17 protein-coding genes and 1 pseudogene are annotated in these 17,996 nt (G+C 38.4%); 15 read left to right on the top strand and 3 right to left on the bottom strand.

Annotated features, from left to right (window positions below; genetic code table 11):
• Positions 1-2,190 carry a fasciclin domain-containing protein gene (locus tag MTP24_RS03240; RefSeq protein WP_243532769.1) on the top strand — a complete coding sequence of 730 codons (2,190 nt, stop codon included), beginning with the start codon at positions 1-3 and terminating at the stop codon, positions 2,188-2,190.
• 42 nt (positions 2,191-2,232) lie between these two features.
• Here the strand turns inward: MTP24_RS03240 and MTP24_RS03235 are convergent, their stop codons facing one another.
• The gene (locus tag MTP24_RS03235) at positions 2,233-3,078 is read right to left on the bottom strand and encodes a sterol desaturase family protein (protein WP_006791828.1); all 846 of its coding nucleotides are present in this window, start codon (positions 3,076-3,078) and stop codon (positions 2,233-2,235) included.
• Positions 3,068-3,520 carry an SRPBCC family protein gene (locus tag MTP24_RS03230; protein ID WP_243532767.1) on the bottom strand — a complete coding sequence of 151 codons (453 nt, stop codon included), beginning with the start codon at positions 3,518-3,520 and terminating at the stop codon, positions 3,068-3,070. The genes MTP24_RS03235 and MTP24_RS03230 overlap by 11 nt, the downstream gene beginning before the upstream one ends.
• Positions 3,521-3,614: 94 nt before the next feature.
• Between MTP24_RS03230 and MTP24_RS03225 the strand changes: the two genes are divergently transcribed.
• The 4 genes and pseudogenes from MTP24_RS03225 to MTP24_RS03210 all read left to right on the top strand — a co-directional run bounded on the left by MTP24_RS03225 (position 3,615) and on the right by MTP24_RS03210 (position 7,677).
• Positions 3,615-4,616, top strand: a complete 1,002-nt coding sequence (locus MTP24_RS03225; RefSeq protein WP_243532764.1) for an AraC family transcriptional regulator — start codon at positions 3,615-3,617, stop codon at positions 4,614-4,616.
• Between the two features lie 93 nt (positions 4,617-4,709).
• Positions 4,710-5,480 carry a transporter substrate-binding domain-containing protein gene (locus tag MTP24_RS03220; protein ID WP_243532762.1) on the top strand — a complete coding sequence of 257 codons (771 nt, stop codon included), beginning with the start codon at positions 4,710-4,712 and terminating at the stop codon, positions 5,478-5,480.
• A gap of 46 nt (positions 5,481-5,526) precedes the next feature.
• Positions 5,527-6,484: pseudogene (locus MTP24_RS03215) on the top strand (alpha/beta hydrolase).
• A 104-nt stretch (positions 6,485-6,588) separates the two neighbouring features.
• A complete protein-coding gene (locus tag MTP24_RS03210) occupies positions 6,589-7,677 on the top strand; it encodes a polysaccharide lyase family 7 protein (RefSeq protein WP_243532760.1) in 1,089 nt (362 codons plus the stop codon).
• Here the strand turns inward: MTP24_RS03210 and MTP24_RS03205 are convergent.
• Entirely contained in the window at positions 7,667-8,071 is a 405-nt protein-coding gene (locus tag MTP24_RS03205; protein WP_138740154.1) for an NUDIX hydrolase, read from the bottom strand. The two genes, MTP24_RS03210 and MTP24_RS03205, sit on opposite strands and share 11 nt — an antisense overlap.
• A 189-nt stretch (positions 8,072-8,260) precedes the next feature.
• Between MTP24_RS03205 and MTP24_RS03200 the strand changes: the two genes are divergently transcribed.
• The 10 genes from MTP24_RS03200 (at position 8,261) to MTP24_RS03155 (ending at position 17,634) form a co-directional block, all read left to right on the top strand.
• Entirely contained in the window at positions 8,261-10,144 is a 1,884-nt protein-coding gene (locus MTP24_RS03200; protein ID WP_243532757.1) for a propionyl-CoA synthetase, read from the top strand.
• A gap of 225 nt (positions 10,145-10,369) precedes the next feature.
• Positions 10,370-11,449, top strand: a complete 1,080-nt coding sequence (locus MTP24_RS03195) for a methyl-accepting chemotaxis protein (RefSeq protein ID WP_243532755.1) — start codon at positions 10,370-10,372, stop codon at positions 11,447-11,449.
• A gap of 275 nt (positions 11,450-11,724) precedes the next feature.
• On the top strand, positions 11,725-12,486 hold the full coding sequence (locus tag MTP24_RS03190) for a DUF6515 family protein (RefSeq protein ID WP_058428403.1): 762 nt from the start codon (positions 11,725-11,727) through the stop codon (positions 12,484-12,486).
• Between the two features lie 225 nt (positions 12,487-12,711).
• Complete coding sequence (locus MTP24_RS03185) at positions 12,712-13,491, top strand: DUF2189 domain-containing protein (protein ID WP_006791813.1); 780 nt, start codon at positions 12,712-12,714, stop codon at positions 13,489-13,491.
• A 203-nt stretch (positions 13,492-13,694) separates the two neighbouring features.
• Positions 13,695-14,057 (top strand): DUF2237 domain-containing protein, encoded by a 363-nt coding sequence (locus MTP24_RS03180; protein ID WP_006791812.1) that lies wholly within the window; start codon positions 13,695-13,697, stop codon positions 14,055-14,057.
• Positions 14,058-14,296: 239 nt separating this feature from the next.
• Entirely contained in the window at positions 14,297-14,812 is a 516-nt protein-coding gene (gene dps / locus MTP24_RS03175; protein ID WP_243532753.1) for a DNA starvation/stationary phase protection protein Dps, read from the top strand.
• Between the two features lie 163 nt (positions 14,813-14,975).
• The gene (locus MTP24_RS03170) at positions 14,976-15,767 is read left to right on the top strand and encodes a hypothetical protein (RefSeq protein WP_243532751.1); all 792 of its coding nucleotides are present in this window, start codon (positions 14,976-14,978) and stop codon (positions 15,765-15,767) included.
• A 114-nt stretch (positions 15,768-15,881) separates the two neighbouring features.
• Positions 15,882-16,589: a hypothetical protein gene (locus tag MTP24_RS03165; RefSeq protein ID WP_243532749.1), complete on the top strand. Its 708-nt coding sequence runs from the start codon at positions 15,882-15,884 to the stop codon at positions 16,587-16,589.
• Positions 16,589-17,074 carry an RNA polymerase sigma factor gene (locus MTP24_RS03160; RefSeq protein ID WP_006791807.1) on the top strand — a complete coding sequence of 162 codons (486 nt, stop codon included), beginning with the start codon at positions 16,589-16,591 and terminating at the stop codon, positions 17,072-17,074. The genes MTP24_RS03165 and MTP24_RS03160 overlap by 1 nt, the downstream gene beginning before the upstream one ends.
• A 5-nt stretch (positions 17,075-17,079) precedes the next feature.
• Positions 17,080-17,634 (top strand): hypothetical protein, encoded by a 555-nt coding sequence (locus MTP24_RS03155; protein ID WP_243532747.1) that lies wholly within the window; start codon positions 17,080-17,082, stop codon positions 17,632-17,634.
• Positions 17,635-17,996 lie beyond the last annotated feature (362 nt).

Genomic DNA, 17,996 nt, shown 5'->3' with positions numbered 1-17,996 from the left:
ATGAACAAATTACTGAAGGTATGCCTCATTACATTTCCCTTGTTGCTAGCACAAGGGTGTAATGACGATGATGACGATAACACCCCTGTACAAGTTGAGCCCGAATCATCTTCAACCATTGTTGATGTAGCAAGAGACGCGGGTAACTTTACCACTTTAGTTGCAGCATTAGAGGCAACAGGTTTAGACGATACTCTTGCCGACACTAGCCAAGAATTTACTGTTTTCGCTCCTACCGATGATGCCTTTGCGCTACTTGGCGAAGACACAATAAACGGATTGCTAGCAGATACAGATACACTTAGTTCAATACTTACTTATCACGTAGTTTCAGGTAGCGTTAACGCTGAAGCAGCAATTGGTCTTGCTGGTACAACGGTTGACACTGTAAACGGCGGCAAAGTCGCTTTATCGTTAAATGGCGATAGCTTGTTAATAAACACAAGCACAGTAACCATGACTGACATTGCAACTGACAACGGCATCATTCATGTAATTGATGCCGTACTTATGCCTATCGCCACTGCTGAAGCAGCACCAACTACCAATATCGTCGAAACAGCACAACAGGCAGGTGGATTCACCACGTTACTTGCTGCATTAGACGCTGCGGGTTTAACAGCAGCATTAAGCGACGAATCAGCACAGTTCACTGTTTTTGCACCCACCGACGCGGCCTTTGAAGCCGTTGGTAGCAAAATGATCAATACGCTTTTAGCAAACCCAGATGTACTTGGCGACATTTTAAAGCAACATGTTTTGACTGGCGCGGTTGATTCGGTAACTGCTATGTCATTAAATGGTCAATCTGCAGAAACGCTGCTAGGCAACGCTCTTCCAATTACAATTAATGCCGAAACAGACATGTTAATGTTTGGTGGTGCCAATATTGTGGTTAAAGACATTGCTACAACTAATGGGGTAATTCATGTAATCGATTCAGTTATTGTGGCTGATGTAACACTGCCTGAAAGCTTTGGTACAATTGCTGATGTTGCCAGCGATAATGGTAACTTTACAACACTGATTGCCGCACTAGGTGCTACAGGGTTAGACACTTTAGTTGCTGATCCTACCAATACATTTACAGTATTTGCTCCTACCGATGACGCTTTTGCAGCGCTTGGCCAAGACACTATTGATGCACTACTTGCAGACACTGATACACTTCGCGATATTTTACTTTACCATGTAGTTGCTGATGCAAGCGTTTTATCTGACGCAGCAGTCACCATTGCAAATAGCGAAAATAATAAAGTGGAAATGGCAAATGGCGATATGGCCGCCCTATCATACGTAGACAGCGCACTGTTTATCAACGACTCTGCTGTCACTGCGGCAAATGTAACAGCCGATAATGGTGTAATTCATGTACTCAATAAGGTCATTATGCCACCAGCCGAAGTAGGCACACCTACCAAAACAATTGCTACTGTTGCAACAGAAACAGACGCACTTTCAACATTAGTGACAGCCTTACAAGCTGCTGACTTAGTTGATACGTTTAATGATACGACAAAATCGTTCACCGTATTTGCTCCAACAAACGCCGCATTTAGTAAAATCCCAACGGATACCTTAAACGCGCTACTCGCTGATACAGATGCATTAACCGGCGTATTAACGCAGCACGTTTTAGGTGCTCAAGTAGGTAGTACAGATGCGTTTGCAACAAACGGTAAAATGGTCACTACGCTTGCTGAAAACATGATAAGTGTAAACATTGTCGACTTTACTAGTACCACCAATGCTGCAACAGACAGTGTTGCATACGATGCAGACAACGCACGCTTAGTAACAGGCATGGCTGATAGCACTGCGGGTAAAACGCTTTACGTTTTTGACAACGACTTAGGTGAGTCAATGAGCGTATGTGAAGATACATGTGCTACAACGTGGCCACCAGTGCTGGGCACAGCGGACTCTATTGAAAACATACCGGGTTTATCACTTATTGCTCGTGCAGATAGCACTATGCAAGTTGCATATCTAGGTCGTCCATTATACACCTACTCAGGCGATACCGCTCCTGGCGATGAAAATGGCCAAGGTGTAGGCAATGTTTGGTGGCAAGTAAGCTTACCTGCAACTTCATTGCAAGTTGCTGGTAGTAACGTAACAACTACCGACATATACACTAGCAATGGCGTGGTTCATTTGATTGATACAGTCATTACTACTGCACAATAGTTTCTTTCCTTAGACAACAAAGTTAAGAGTGGATAACCACTCTTAACTTTTATAACTCACGTCATTATCATTGTTTTTCTGCGAACTAGTTGGGTAACCAAATAAAATACTTAGCTTAGCTTTAAACCCTTTTGCTGTATAAGTTTGTTTAATTAAATGCCACCATTGATGAAATGTAATTGTGACTGGATTATTACTATTTAACTGCCCCACAATGCCATACTTACATGGCTTATTAGAGTCTTCTTCAACAAATGTACCAAACAACTTATCCCAGATTATAAGTACGCCTGCAAAATTTTTATCTAAGTATTCTCGGTTTATAGCGTGATGAACACGATGATGCGACGGTGTATTGAATACGCTTTCAAACCACCCAAGTTTTTTAACAATTTGTGTATGCACAAAAAACTGATATGCCAAGTTTAACGCAACAACTGTAAGTACCGTTATAGGATCAAAGCCGATTAAAATCATGGGTAACCAAAATACCCACATACCTGCTAAGGGATACATTAAGCTTTGCCTGAATGCCGTTGTAAAATTCATTTTTGTAGAGCTATGATGCACAACATGTGCAGCCCATAACCAATGAATATTATGCGACGCCCTATGAAACCAATAATACAAAAAGTCTTGAAATATAAAGGCAAACAAAACAGTAAATACCGAGAGCTCTATATCGAACACGCGGTATTCATATAACCAATTAAATAATGGCATCAGTAATATTAAAGAAACCGCATCAGCACCTTGGTGCAATAACGCCAAGGCCGTATTCGCCATGCTGTCTTTTATATCGTAAAAACGCCTGTATTTAATAAATTCAACACTAACAAATACTAAAAAAATGGGACTAAGTGCAAGTAAAATGACTTCAATGGTCATGTTGTGCCCTCTTAAAATAATGCTGTAATTTTTTAAGTGCTTGCGATATATCATGTTTAACAAGTAACCTTATCAAGCTACCCGGCATCCACCATGGTGGCCTAAAGGCGATACAATACCTAAGCACTGTAGCTGTATTACCTTCATACTCAATGGGAGTTAAATATATGTCTCCTTGATGATTCTCCACCGGCTTATCACCCATTATGCGGTAACAAATATGATTACTGCTGGCGTGTATAATTTGTTCATTAAAAGCAACAAGCGGCGTTTTAACTTGCCTTATGGCACCTGCCCCACCTTTCATTTCACCTTTATTGTGGGGTTTTAATTGTGAAAATTGAGCATTAAAAAAACGCCCTAGACAGGCATGTTCCAGCAATACAGCCGCCACCTTCTCAGGCGGAGTAAATAAAGTACATTTTAAATTTATAGAAACCATAAGTGACCAATACTTAAAATAAGGCCTCTAGCATAATAAAATTTAACGTGGCAAACTTGCTCATACGCGATCATTTTTTAGCTTTAGGCGACAAATGCAAACCATTGCCGATCATTACTTTTCTAGTATTCTTGATTATCTACAAAGCCAAGGTTTAAATAATGAAGATGCTCTAAAGGCAATTAATTTTACTGAATTTAGTAATCGCACAAAACAACAACTATCACCACGCATAAGCCTCAAAAGCTATAACGCATTGCTTAATTATGCTCAAAATACACTTAAAGATCCTTTATTTGGCTTTAGACTAGGTCAGCATATTCGTACGGCTGACTATGGCGTTTTGGGATATTTAGTCGAGTCCAGTAACGGATTAAGCAACGCTATACAAGCGCTTTTAAATTACGACCGCTTAGTGGCAAATATAGGTAAAGCACAATTTGAGCAACAAAAAAGCCAAGCAACTATCCGCTGGTTTCCCCATGCTCAATGTAATGAACAAGTAGTACTAAGAAATATGACAGCTTGGGTGAGTGTTGTACGCCAATTACTCAATAACGAATTATCACCGACACAAGTTAGCTTTCAATATCACTTTACTCAACCGCAAATAAATACGCTAGCAACATGGTTTAATTGCCCAATTTTAACTAATGCAAAACACAACGAAATTTGTTTTCCGAGTAGCTATTTAAACCTGAACTTTAAAACTGATAACGCTGCTATTTATTTAGCACTAAAGCAAGTATCTGATCAGCAATTAAGTCATTTTACTAACCAGCAAAATATAACTGAAAATGTCAGCCAAATTTTAATGGCAAAGCTCGATTTACAAAATTGTACGTTAATACGCACTGCAAATGTCCTAAGTATGACACCACGCACCTTGCAACGGCACTTAAAATTGCACGGTACAACGTTTGCCCTCATGCTTGAAAACGAGCGAAAGCGACGTATTAACGAACTGCCTAATAAACCTAATTTAGCACAGCTAGCATTGCTGCTCGGATTTAAAGATCAAAGCTCTTTTAATCGTGCTTTTAAACGTTGGTATTCGTGCAGTCCACTAGAATACTTTAAAACAAATAAGGGGTAATTTTACTTTGATTTACTTTTATTAAACATTTAAGTTTATATTTCAGGCAATATTATTTAAACTCAACCAATGTTGGCTAAAAAAGACTTTTTTATGTACCTGCGTGTTGTAATTAGCGCCTTTGTATTTATGTTTTGTACTGCGGTAAATGCAATGAGTACAGTAAACTTTATTGCCGAAGATTTGCACCCTTATCACTTTAAAAACGAGAATGGCCAAGCTGATGGCGCGCTTGTTGACATAGCCAAAGCCGTTTTAAAAATCACATCATTAAACGCTAAATTTGAAATAATGCCCATGGCGCGCGCATTTCACGAGCTTGAAAGTAATCCAAACACTATTTTACTTTCTTTATTAAAAACCCCTACGCGCACAAATAACTTTAAATGGTTAGGCAGTGTTTATTTTACCGATGCCTACGTAGTTAGCTTAAAAAGCAATAAAGCAGAAGCCACGCACTTAAACCACACTAAGTTTTATAAAATAGGCACTATTCGTGGTTACTCAAGTGCTAAGTATTTAAAGCAAATGGGCTTTAAAGAAGACAAAAACTTAGTATTGGTGAGCTACTACCAGCAACTTTGGCAAATGCTTTACAAAAAACGTATCGACTTTGCCTTAATGAATACACTCACATTAGAAAACGAGTTAAAAATGTCGGGCTTAGATCCAAACCTTATCACCAAGCGCATTCACTTAGATAACTTTCCTTCAACGCTTTATTTTGCCAGTAATAAAATGCTTGAAGAAAGTACAGCCAACGCCTTATCGCAAGCACTTGTAATAATTAAGCAAAGCGGTGAGTACGAAGCAATTTTAAACAAATGGAAACTTCCGCTTCCTACCACTGCCAATAAACTGTAATAAATACGCACTACAATTTTAGTAAAGCTGATAACCTAACTTGGCTATGCGAACAATTAAAACACCGCACGGTATAACGCTTAACTATCAAGATGAAGGCAATAAACACTCTCCTGCAGTTATTCTGATAATGGGTTTGGGTGCTCAGATGACCGTATGGCCAGATTCACTATACTATGGTTTGGTTAAAAATGGCTTTAGAGTTATCCGTTTTGATAACCGTGATAGCGGACTGTCGACTCATTTGGATCATTACCCCTCTCCTAGTTTAGTGAAATCTTGGCTGAGTAAGCGCCTTCCTATACAAAGCCGAACTCCCTATTTGCTCGATGATATGGCAAACGATGTATTGTCGCTTATGAGCGCCCTTAAAATTAAAAAAGCCCACTTTGTTGGTGCATCTATGGGTGGAATGATTGCCCAGCTAATAGCAGCGCAACATAAAAAAAAGGTACTGAGCTTAACCGCTATTATGTCAAGTTCAAGCTTGCCAAGGCTGAGCGCTAAAAGCATTGGCGTATTTATTAAGCTTGCCAAATTAAAACCAAAAACACCAAGCCGTGATGAAGCAATTAATTACAACATTAAACTAAACCAACTAATTGGCAGCCCAGCTTACCCACAAACAGAAGCCGCCCTTCGGCTTCATGCAACACAAATAGTTGAGCGTTCAAACAACCCTAATGGCTACAAACGCCAGCTCATTGCAATGGCTGCCAGTAAAGATAGGCAACATTTAATTAGAAAAATTAAAACACCTACATTGGTCATTCATGGTAGTCATGATGTAGTCATTAATGTGGGTGAAGGTAAAAAAAACGGCCATGCTAATAAAAAAGGCAAAACTAAAAATAGTGCCTGGTATGGGCCATAATTTTGCACCAGAACTCATGCCAAAAATGACAAAATGGCTCACAAAGCATATTAAAAAGGCACAACGTAAATACATTAAAAAAAAGCTCAAAAACCACATTGGTATAACCAAATCTAAAAGCAAAAAATAAAAAACACAGTAATTGGTAATGTTGATATTTTAAATTGGTATGTTAGATTAACGTTAGTCAAGGTCGATATTGTCCTTCATTAACATCATCACACAGAGACAACAATGAAAAACCTAACATCTACTTTTAAACTCACAGCACTGGCTGCTGTTACTCCGTTGCTGTTTATGGGCTGCGCAAATACAAGCACACCTATTGATAGCAATACACCTGTTCCTGCATCAAAGTTTGATTTATCACAATGGAAAATAAACGTACCTGTTGATTTAAACAACGACGGTAAAATAGACACAATTGATGTTGAAGAAATTCAAACTTACGCGCACCCTGATTTTTTCTATCTTGGCGATCAAGGTTACATGGTATTCACCTCGCCAAATAAAGCTTTAACCAGCGCTAACTCTACCAACACCCGCAGTGAGTTAAGGCAAATGATCCGCGGTACTAACACAAAAATAAAAACAAAAAGTTCAAAAAATAATTTTGCATTAGCTGTTCACCCACTCTCTGAGCGCTTTGGCTCTGTAGGTGGAAAAATGGAAGCCACGTTGAAGGTTGATCATGTGGCATTACGCGCTACAGACTCAAGTAAAAAAGCCGCATATTCTGTGGTGGTAGGACAAATTCATGCGGGGAAAGACCAAGCCCTAATAGATACAAAACTGGGTTATGGCTGGGGAAATGAGCCTCTTAAAATTTATTACAAAAAATGGCCCGGCCATAAAATGGGCTCCGTTTTTTGGAACTACGAACGTAACTTACCAAAAACAGATCCTAACCGAACTGATATTACATACCCAGTATGGGGAAACACGTGGGAAAACCCTAATGATCCGGGTGTTGAAGGTATAGCGCTTGGTGAAGATTTTAGCTATACCGTAAACGTACATGGTAATGTAATGCACCTTACCTTTAGCGCAAAAGGCAAAAAGGATGTTAACTACTCAATTAACTTAGGAAACAATGTTGATGCCAACGGCAAAGTGGACGACAAAGATCACCCGCATGGTTATGCTGCCGATTGGCATTATTTCAAGGCCGGTGCTTATAACCAATGTAGTACTAAATCGTCTAAAGGTATTTGGTACCCTGGCTGTTTAGGCACAGGCGAGTGGGCACTCGACAAACAAAACGGTGACTACGCACAAGTGAGCTTTAAAAAGTTAATATTAAGCCCATCAACTAAGCCGTAAGTGTTGCTGTAGTTAAATAGTTTTTAAGTGATGTAAACAGTGGTGAAGGTAAGTTATTAATATCGCACCAGCGCCACTGTATACATTTATTTGGCTCGTTTAGCACAGGCTCACCACCATCGTAATCAGCTTTTACGTACAAAGTAATGTAGTGTTTGTTTTCAGCACTAAAAATATCGTTAGTAAAATCAAGCTTAGTTATTTGACTAACATTCAGCCCTGTTTCCTCAAATACCTCGCGTATTGCACACTGCTCAACGCTTTCGCCAAATTCTAAATGTCCACCCGGCGTTGCCCATGTATTTGCACCATGCGCACCAATTCGCTCACCTAATAAAATAGTGTTTTGTCGCATAATAATAACGGCAACACCCACTCTAACGTCGTTACTCATACAATTAATTCCTTACAAATATGAGGCTATGCTGAGCCGCGCGCCTTAATTTGTCAAACTCACTGCAACTGCAACTGCATATTAACCATGTGATTAACTTTTAGCCGACCAAGGTCGAATAGCCTAGCCACATAAAAAAGCCTACCTTTTGTAAGGTCTCTCATACATATTTAGTTTTAGGAGCCTATTATGTCAGGCCTGTATAAACAGCAATACACGAGCTTTAAACAAAACCCAGCCCAATTTTGGCTAGAACAAAGTAAAAATATCCCCTGGTACAAAACACCAAACCAAGCATATACACAGGATAAAGACGGCCTTTATCATTGGTTTAGCGATGGACAATTAAATACCAGCTTTCTAGCGCTCGACCAACACGTAATTGCAGGCTTTGGTGACCAAACTGCGCTGATTTACGACTCGCCTGTTACCAATACAAAGCAAACTTATACTTACACTCAACTACAACAAGAAGTCGCTAAATTTGCAGGCGTAATAAAAGCACTTGGTGTACAAAAAGGCGATCGTGTAGTGATTTACATGCCCATGATCCCACAAGCTGTTATTGGTATGTTAGCTTGTGCTCGCTTAGGCGCTATACACTCCGTAGTATTTGGTGGGTTTGCAGCGCATGAACTTGCCGTTCGTATAGACGATGCAAAACCTAAACTCATACTGAGCGCTTCTTGCGGTATAGAGGTCGATAGCATCATTGAATACAAGCCACTTATTGATGACGCCATAGAGCTTGCCAATCATAAAATAGATCACTGTATTATTTATCAGCGCGACCAAGTTACTGCCAATATGGTCAACGAACGCGATATAGATTGGACACACGCAATGAAAACCGCACAGGCGGCAGATCCAACACCTTTAAATGGCAACGATCCACTTTATATTTTATATACTTCAGGTACAACAGGCGCCCCAAAGGGTGTTGTACGTGAAAATGGCGGGCACGCCGTAGCGATGAACTACAGTATGAAAACTGTTTACGGTATGGAGCCAGGCGAGGTATTTTGGGCAGCCTCAGATATTGGCTGGGTAGTTGGGCACTCTTATATTGTGTATGCACCATTAATGTACCGATGTGCAACCGTATTATATGAGGGCAAACCTGTGCGCACTCCCGACGCCACTGCTTTTTGGCGAGTAGTGGAAGAATATAAAGTAAGCGCTTTATTTAGTGCCCCCACAGCATTTAGAGCAATCAAAAAAGAAGATCCTAATGCTGAAGGCTTTAAAAAATATAATACCTCTAGTTTAAAACGATTATTTTTAGCAGGCGAACGCCTCGATCCGCCCACATACAATTGGCTAAAAGAGAAAACTCAACTTCCGGTACTCGATCATTGGTGGCAAACCGAAACAGGTTGGGCCATTGCGTGTAATCCAGTAGGAATAGAAACATTAACAACCAAACCTGGCAGTTCAACCGTACCTACACCGGGGTTTGATGTTCGTATACTCGACATGGACGGTAATGAATGCGCAGCTAACGAACAAGGGGCCGTAGTTATAAAACTACCTTTACCACCCGGATGCTTACCCTCTATTTGGCAAGACACAGCCCGATTTAAAGCCAGTTATTTAAGTGAATACGAGGGCTACTACCTCTCTGGCGATGGCGGATATATAGATGAAGACGGCTACTTGTTCATAATGGGCCGCACTGATGACGTTATAAATGTTGCAGGCCACAGACTTTCTACCGGCGAAATGGAAGAAATTGTAGCGGCTCATCCTGCGGTTGCCGAATGCGCTGTATTTGGTGTTAACGACCCACTAAAAGGCCAGCTCCCAATGGGCATGATTGTACTTAAAAATGACTTTACAGGGTCAAGCGAAGAAGTCGAAAAGGCACTTGTTGCCTCAGTGCGCAATCAAATTGGCGCCATAGCATGTTTAAAAAATATAGTTAGTGTAGAGCGCTTACCTAAAACTCGCTCCGGAAAAATACTACGTAAAAATTTACGCCAACTTATTGATGGCGACGAACTACAAATCCCTTCAACCATAGACGACGCCGGTATTTTTGAAGAAATAAACCAACAACTCACTATGCGTTAGTCCAACCAAACAAAGCCACTTTATAATTAATAAAAAGTGGCTTTGTTTATTAGGACATGGGTATATAGAGAGTTAAAAAGGAGTTAACTGAAACAAATAAGAGAATGTAGGTAAACGCTTAGTCACTTTTTAATAACAAACAGTGATTATAAATATAGGCTCAATAAAATTTTACCTCTATAATAACTAAATGTAAATTATTTTTTAAAAAATCAAGGTCTAAATATGTTTGTTTTAAGTTCAACCTACTCGATATTGAAAAACGAAAATGACCAACTAAAAAAAGAAATTGAGAGTTTACGTAACAAAAATACAACGCTTATCAATGAAAATACTTCTCTAATTGAAGAGTTAAATAACCCAAATAATAATGAAGATCATAGTTTCACTCACTCATTACTTTCCAGCTCTATCAATGGTGTTGCTCAAATCGAAGAGATAAGACAAACCGTATTGGGCTCTTACTCTAAAATTGATGAAGAAAACAAAGTAAGCGATAAGATAAACACCCTGCTCGAAAAATCAAATAGCTCGCTAAATCATATTGTCAAAGAAATGGATTTAATGACCAGTAAAATGGGAAGCATGACTGAAAACATTTCAGGCCTAGCTAGCATGGCCGGTAAAATCAGTACGTTTGTTTCAACAATTAGTAAAATATCAGATCAAACAAATTTATTAGCACTTAACGCTGCTATTGAAGCTGCCCGTGCGGGTGAAGCTGGCCGAGGCTTTAGTGTTGTAGCAGATGAAGTAAGGGTGCTAGCAACAAACACGAATAAGTCAGCGCAAGAAGTGGCCGACCTAGTAAAAGAAATTATTAACAAAACAGATGAGACAGTGGTATCAGTAGAAGGTATTAAAGAAAATAGTTCGCACCTAAGTGATAATTTTGATGCACTGAATACCGATTACACTTCAATTATCGATTTTTGTAACAACATGAAAAATACGATTTCTCAGGCTGCTACGTTGTCGTTTATTCAAACCGTTAAACTAGATCATGTTGTATGGAAAGGTGACATTTACGCAGTAGCAAATGGCCAAAGCAACAAGTCAATTAATGACTTTAGCGATCATACAATGTGCCGATTAGGCCAATGGTATAGTTCAGAGCAGTCTGCTGAATTTAAACACACCAATGCATTTAAACAATTAGAAAACCCGCATAGTGAAGTACATAAAAATGGTGTTGCGGCTCTGCACTCAATTCAAAATGGCGATAAAGAATCTGCAATTAAGCATATTCATAAAATGGAAGCAGCCAGCGAACGTGTGATGCATTTACTCGATGAGATTTGTTAACCCCAGCTAAGCACTAATGAACAAGCTATTAAAATGATTTAAATTTTAATAGCTTGTCTTAAAATTAGTCTTTAATTTTAACCTGCACTCTTTTTTCACCACATGCATATGATTGTTTAAAGCGCCCTGTTTAAAACTGTAATAAAAAGTAAGAAACTGTTTGGCTTACGTAAAGCAATGTAAAGGTACGCCCAAACATTAAACAGGTCAGTTAATGTTCAGTTTCAGAGGTTAATATTAAGCCTAGTTATGTAACAACATAAACGAGGCACACTATGAAACTTACATTTTTACTATCGGGTATAATTGCCATTAGCGCGCTTTCAAGCACCGCAATTGCAGCGCCCAACGAGCGAGAAGCACATAAAAATTATAAGCACGAAAACCCTAAACGCATTGAGTATAAGCGCGATGAACGTCGCCATGAAAAAAAACTACGCATAGAGCATAAAAAAGAAAAGCGCCAAGACCGTAAAAAAGAAAAGAACAAGCAAAAAAAGCAGCAAGAAAAGCGTAAACAACTACGTTTCGACAATCATAAATATAACTACCTAACTAATAGGTATAAGCCGCGTTATTACAAAGAAAATAGATACATAAGGCACTTGCCAAGAAGAAGTACCTCTATTTGGTTTAATGGAATTTCATTTAGCTTTAATGACGGCATTTACTACCGAAAAGCTAAAAAAGGCTATCACGCTGTGATGCCACCTCGCGGACTGCGCATTAAAAAACTTCCTAGACATTATTCGCGTATGAAACATCGAAACACTACATATTATGCTTATCAGAACGTTTTTTATATTGCTGATAACGGCGGCTATAAAGTGGTAGATGCGCCAATAATTCAGCGCAACAAAGCTATTAAAATTGGCAACGTCTTCGACTATAGCTTAGGGCAAGTTTACGATGAACTACCATCGTCAGCTGAGCCAGTTACCATAAACTCTCAGCAATATTTTAAATACAACGATATTTACTTTTTGCCACAAATAAATGGTGACGAGATACAATACCTAGCAATCAGCTTAGGCTGAGCATTATTTAACTACTTAACCTGCCTACAGGTTAAGTAGTACTTTATTGTTATTGATTTCAGCAATCCTCCTATAAAATTCCCTTTTGTAATCCCCCCTTCTAAAAACATAAAACGTTTATTTAGTGAACAATTTTGATTTTAGCTCCGTATGTCTGTTTAATATTTGTAAATAAAGCGTTTATGACCTAAACCTAAATAGAGGCTTTATAGAGGAGCTCCACTTATGCCTACAACAAAAACAATTGAAAAAAATACCGAATTTGCTCGCTGTATAGAGTGTAACAAAGTAGATACGTTCGCTGCTTTTCACTGGTTAGCACTTGCGTTTAAAGATATGACCCGAGCCCCGTTACTTACTGTAATTTATGGCCTAGTGTTTAGTATTATTCCTGCAGCTATTATCTACTCTGCATTTTTTGCACAAAGCGTATTTGTAATTTTACCCGCCACTGTTGCGTTTGTTTTAATTGGACCCGCTTTCGCAGCCGGCCTATACGACGTAGCATGGGAACTCGAAAAAGGCCACAAACCCACTTTTAGGCATTCGCTAAAGTCGATGTTTAGAAACCCAGTTGGAGAGTGGGGATTTGCAATATTATTACTCGTAATAATGATTGCGTGGATGCGCATTGCCGCCCTTGTTCATGCTTTATACCCTAACTACGCTAACCCAACGTTTGAAGAACTGTCAGCATTTTTAACGCTTGGTACAATTGCAGGTGGCGTTTTACTCGTGTCTGTTTTTTCAGTGTCTGCATTTACACCACAAATTATGATGGAAAGACGCGTAGACATAATGACAGCTATCGTCTCATCTATTAATGCCGTTAAAAATAATTTTGCGCCAATGGTTGTTTGGTCAATATGCATTTTCCTAATGGTTGCGCTTGGTTTTGTAACTGGGGCTGTTGGGTTTATTGTAATTATGCCACTACTTAGCTATGCAAGCTGGCACGCATACATTGCAGTAATCAAAACTAAAAAAGCCAGAAAATATGAATAGTTAACAAACTTTAACTTAACTTGTGCCACGAACTAGTAAAACTAGTGTGTGGCACAAATAATACTTTTCCCCTCCTCCCTTCATTTAAATGCCCCGATTTTTTTAAAAAGTCATAATCAAACATCCTCACTTTAGTAGCTATACTTTTTAGCGCCTGATAAAGTAATTTTTACTGTATTAAACATAATGACTTAAGGCACCTTATGGCAAATCAATTTAACGTTCTGGATACCCGGTTACAATTATGCTGTGGGAATGGCGGGTATACTCGCGAGGGTTTTTGCTATGTACCAGACTCTGATCGCGGTAATCATAGTGTGTGTGCAATTATGACCGAAGAATTTTTACAGTTTTCGAAGTCACAAGGTAATGATCTCATAACGCCCAATCCACTTTACGATTTTGAAGGCTTAAAAGCTGGCGACAAATGGTGTTTATGCGCAATAAGATGGCTTCATGCGCAACAAGCAAACGTTGCGCCGCCAGTAATCTTGCAGGCCACTAATAAAAAATCGCTTGAAGTAATACCGCTTGAACTACTAAAGGCACATGAATACACCCGTTAAAAATATTCTAGCTTAGTTTCAGCAAATCTGTTTGGTCTGCAAATTTTACAAAAAGATGCAGACTTTTCATAACCACCTCGTATTAAAAAAAAACAAAACAAAAGCAAAAACACAAGCAACTGATTTAAAACAACTTTATTTAGTTTAACTTTCGGCATATTGATTGCTTCATACAATTATCACGTATTTATTACGTAAAGGACTACGTGAAAATATTAAATAGTTAAGTAGGAGAAGTTATGAGCAATACAAATAAGCAAGCTAAATTTACTGCACCAGGTATGAGCAACGAATCAGCTGAAAAAACTATCGCAGCCTTAGATAACCGCATGGTTGCACTTATAGATCTTCAATTAACACTAAAACATATTCATTGGAATGTTGTTGGTCCTAATTTTATAGGTGTGCATGAAATGCTAGACCCTCAGGTTGAAGCTGTGCGCGAAATGACAGATACAATAGCCGAGCGTATTGCCACTTTAGGCGGCATACCAGTAGGGACACCTAAGTCAATTGTTGACCGCCGTACATGGAACGAATATTCATTAGGTAAAGAACTTGTTACGGAGCATTTAGGCGCGTTAGATAAGGTGTACAACGGTATTAATGCCGATCACCGTAAAGCCATCGAAACGGTATCAGATTTAGATCCAGTATCTGAAGATATGTTAATAAGCCAACTTGCCGATCTTGAACAATTTCAGTGGTTTGTAAGAGCACATATCGAGTCAGCTACTGGTGAATTAACGCAATAATACCTTTATTACCTAAGTACCTTAGCCCAGCATTTTTGTTGGGCTTTTTGTTTAAATCATAAAACAAAATATTACTAAGGTATTTGAGCCGTGCAAGAACTTGTGGCATAAGAATTAACCTACTAGTATCAGTAAGTAGTTTTCAATATTGGTACAAATTAGTATGATAAGTTTTAATACCCCTAAACAATTTTGGCTTTTTTCTTTAATATTTTTATCAGCCTGCGGCTCAGGCAACAGTAATACCAAAGTTCCGCAATCAAATACAAGTGAAAGTCCGACTCCAATTACACAAAATAATATCGAAGATAATTACAACATTATTATTTATGGCAATAGTCACAGCTGTCAGTTAGGGCGGATCATTGAGCATATAATCGAAAACCAATACCCAGATAAGTCAGTTCAAACAACCACAGTGTCGGGACCATTTTTAGATAATATTGTGAGTATTAGGGCAAACGTAGACAAACTTAAAAACAAAAATCTAAGCCATGCCATTTTTCAAGGTCAAAAATACTCTCAGTCTGGTTTAACAACTTACCCTACTGATGCCGCTGAGCATTTAATTTCATCAGCTAAGGCACAAAATATCACACCTATTTTATTTCCTGAACACCCACAAAGAGGCAACCCTGAAGAAGGCCAGCGTGTATACGACTTACATTTATCAATAAGCGCTAAACAACCTAGCTGCGTAGCTCCTATTGGCCTTGTTTGGAACAGGCTTTTAGTTTTGATGCCAGATGCAAAACTACATATGGATGATGGCAACCATGCCTCTTATGCAGGCAATGTATTAACAGCAATGACTTTTTCAGAAATAATTACTTCACGACCCGCCGATATCATGAAATTTGACCCAACGATTAATTTGTCAAAGCAAGAACAAGCTCTATTTGGTCAAGTAGTTACCGAAGTGCTTAATTTATATCCTGCTTGTGGTGTAAGCTAATCTAATTATAAATCTATTTTTGTGTTTTAAATTTTTTACTTTAATTAAAAATAAAATGTCAGGTTATTCTCATTGTTATCGACTAATAACATAACAATCAAAAGGAGAGTAATTATGAATACATTAACAGTAACCCCACTACATACTTTACCCGCTAGTAAAGCTAATCAATGGCTTCAAGACGGTTTTTCACTTTTTAAGCAAGCACCTGTAAAACTTTTTTTATTTTTACTGCTTCCTTTAATTATTGAAGGTATTTTTCAAATACTACCCGCCCCTTATGGCATGCTAGCCTCCAAATGGGCTGCTACTTTTGTAGGCAGCAGCGCTATTATCGTCATTCACCATTTGGCCACTCAAAAAGTATTTTCATTGAAGTCGATCTTTAAAGCTAAAAACTGGCTAAGCATGATTCCGCTTTCAGCAATTTTAGCATCTGCTTTTTTTATTCAGTTATTTGTAGCAAAGCTTTTACTAGGAAATGATGGCATAAATTTACTTTTATTTTCGCAGCCTACTGAAGTTACCCAATGGCAACTAGGTATTATTTTTGCCTCAATTATTCCTGTTACACTGCCTGTGAGTTTTGCAGGCTATTGTGTTTTACTTGGTGATAAAAATGTACTGCAAGCATTAAAAAGTAGCCTAAATGCTTTTTTCTATGCGTTTAAACCAATGTGTTTAATCGCGCTAATTTCTTTCTTAAGTCTATTGTTAGCTCCTTATACTTTTTTATTAAGTGCGATTATTACGGGTCCTATACTCACGTGTATAAGCTATATTGCTTACAGAAGTGTATTTATCAAAAACAAGGAAGCCTAGTGGAAAAAAGGGATCATATTCATGAGATACTATTGCAATACGCACCTTTAATGGCGCGTATTGCTGCAACACATGAAGCAGACCAAGCACTTAGAGAAGACCTACTGCAAGATATATCGTTAGCTGTTTGGCATGCAGTAGAAAACTTTAGAGGCGATTCAAGTATGAAGACCTTTATTGCTAGGGTCGCACACAACCGTGCTGTCGATCATGTTTTAAAAGAAACACGTCGCCAAGATCGTCATAATTTAAGCGACCCTTTACTTGACTTGGTTAGTACTGATTCTCACCAACACAGCGATAACACGTATGATTTAATGACAGCGATGAGACGGCTACCATTAAAATTTAGGCAAGTTATTTCTCTTCAATTAGAAGGTTTTAACCAAGCCGAAATAGCACATACGTTAGGTCTAAACGAAGCGAACGTTGCCAAGCGCGCTAGTCGCGCACGTGTGCAACTTCAAAAGCTAATGGAGCAATAATAATTATGGATCCACTATTTGAACAATGGCAAAAAGACTATAAAAATGCGACTCCAAAACTGGATACTGCCGCACTACTGAGCCAAATTACATCGGCAAGAAAAAAACAATCAATTAAAGCATGGTTAGACTTAGTTGCTGGCGCATTTGTTAGCTTATTTTGTATCTATGCATTAGTTTTTGAAGCAACTAGCACTCTTGAGCAAGTGTTATACGCAATTTTAACTCCGTTACCAATTGGGTTTTCAGTATGGGCATTTATTCAGCGCAAAAAGCTAATAAAAACACACACCCTAGATGTTAATGGTTTACTACTTTTTAAAAAGCAGCAGCTCATTAATCAAATAAACTATTGGCGCTTAAACCTTATAGGCTGTTCCATTTTGTGGGCAGCACTTTGCATCACTGCGGCCGTGAGCATTTTAATGTACAACTACACAACAATATGGCTCACACAAGTAGGTATTGGCACTTTGGTACTAATTGCCACACTAGCTCGCTACATTCATGTAAAGTTAAATTTTAAAAGTAAGCTAAAGCTAATTGAAAGTTTAAAGTAGATTTGCCAACTTAAATTACTCAATAAGGGGTTACACCAAAACTGTAAACTAAATGAAATATCTAATGACATTTAAAATTCATTAAAATAAACAATATATGAATGCTTGGTTGGTTTAATTTCAAAGGTACAGTGCTTACCGTTCTTGTCACTAATAAGGGGCCGTAAAATTTTTATAACTGATTAATTAACCTTTCAACTTATTTTATTGAGCTTAATGTAAATCAATAACTTTTTGTAAATGGCGGGCTGTCTATAATAAAGCTAACGAATATTTGTCTCTTTATTGTAACTTGTAGTTAAAAGTTGTCATTCAGTTCACTTTACTTCTATAGTAACGCTATATAAACATTAGGTATTACT

Source organism: Pseudoalteromonas sp. APM04 (assembly GCF_022809815.1).
In the GTDB taxonomy this organism is placed as follows: Bacteria; Pseudomonadota; Gammaproteobacteria; order Enterobacterales; family Alteromonadaceae; genus Pseudoalteromonas; species Pseudoalteromonas marina.
This window is presented reverse-complemented; position numbering and strand designations above follow the sequence as displayed.

Coding starts and splice junctions, on each gene's coding strand:
- MTP24_RS03240 (WP_243532769.1), top strand. CDS start 1: ATGAACAAATTACTGAAGGTATGCCTCATTACATTTCCCTTGTTGCTA.
- MTP24_RS03235 (WP_006791828.1), bottom strand. CDS start 3,078: ATGACCATTGAAGTCATTTTACTTGCACTTAGTCCCATTTTTTTAGTA.
- MTP24_RS03230 (WP_243532767.1), bottom strand. CDS start 3,520: ATGGTTTCTATAAATTTAAAATGTACTTTATTTACTCCGCCTGAGAAG.
- MTP24_RS03225 (WP_243532764.1), top strand. CDS start 3,615: ATGCAAACCATTGCCGATCATTACTTTTCTAGTATTCTTGATTATCTA.
- MTP24_RS03220 (WP_243532762.1), top strand. CDS start 4,710: ATGTACCTGCGTGTTGTAATTAGCGCCTTTGTATTTATGTTTTGTACT.
- MTP24_RS03210 (WP_243532760.1), top strand. CDS start 6,589: ATGAAAAACCTAACATCTACTTTTAAACTCACAGCACTGGCTGCTGTT.
- MTP24_RS03205 (WP_138740154.1), bottom strand. CDS start 8,071: ATGAGTAACGACGTTAGAGTGGGTGTTGCCGTTATTATTATGCGACAA.
- MTP24_RS03200 (WP_243532757.1), top strand. CDS start 8,261: ATGTCAGGCCTGTATAAACAGCAATACACGAGCTTTAAACAAAACCCA.
- MTP24_RS03195 (WP_243532755.1), top strand. CDS start 10,370: ATGTTTGTTTTAAGTTCAACCTACTCGATATTGAAAAACGAAAATGAC.
- MTP24_RS03190 (WP_058428403.1), top strand. CDS start 11,725: ATGAAACTTACATTTTTACTATCGGGTATAATTGCCATTAGCGCGCTT.
- MTP24_RS03185 (WP_006791813.1), top strand. CDS start 12,712: ATGCCTACAACAAAAACAATTGAAAAAAATACCGAATTTGCTCGCTGT.
- MTP24_RS03180 (WP_006791812.1), top strand. CDS start 13,695: ATGGCAAATCAATTTAACGTTCTGGATACCCGGTTACAATTATGCTGT.
- dps (WP_243532753.1), top strand. CDS start 14,297: ATGAGCAATACAAATAAGCAAGCTAAATTTACTGCACCAGGTATGAGC.
- MTP24_RS03170 (WP_243532751.1), top strand. CDS start 14,976: ATGATAAGTTTTAATACCCCTAAACAATTTTGGCTTTTTTCTTTAATA.
- MTP24_RS03165 (WP_243532749.1), top strand. CDS start 15,882: ATGAATACATTAACAGTAACCCCACTACATACTTTACCCGCTAGTAAA.
- MTP24_RS03155 (WP_243532747.1), top strand. CDS start 17,080: ATGGATCCACTATTTGAACAATGGCAAAAAGACTATAAAAATGCGACT.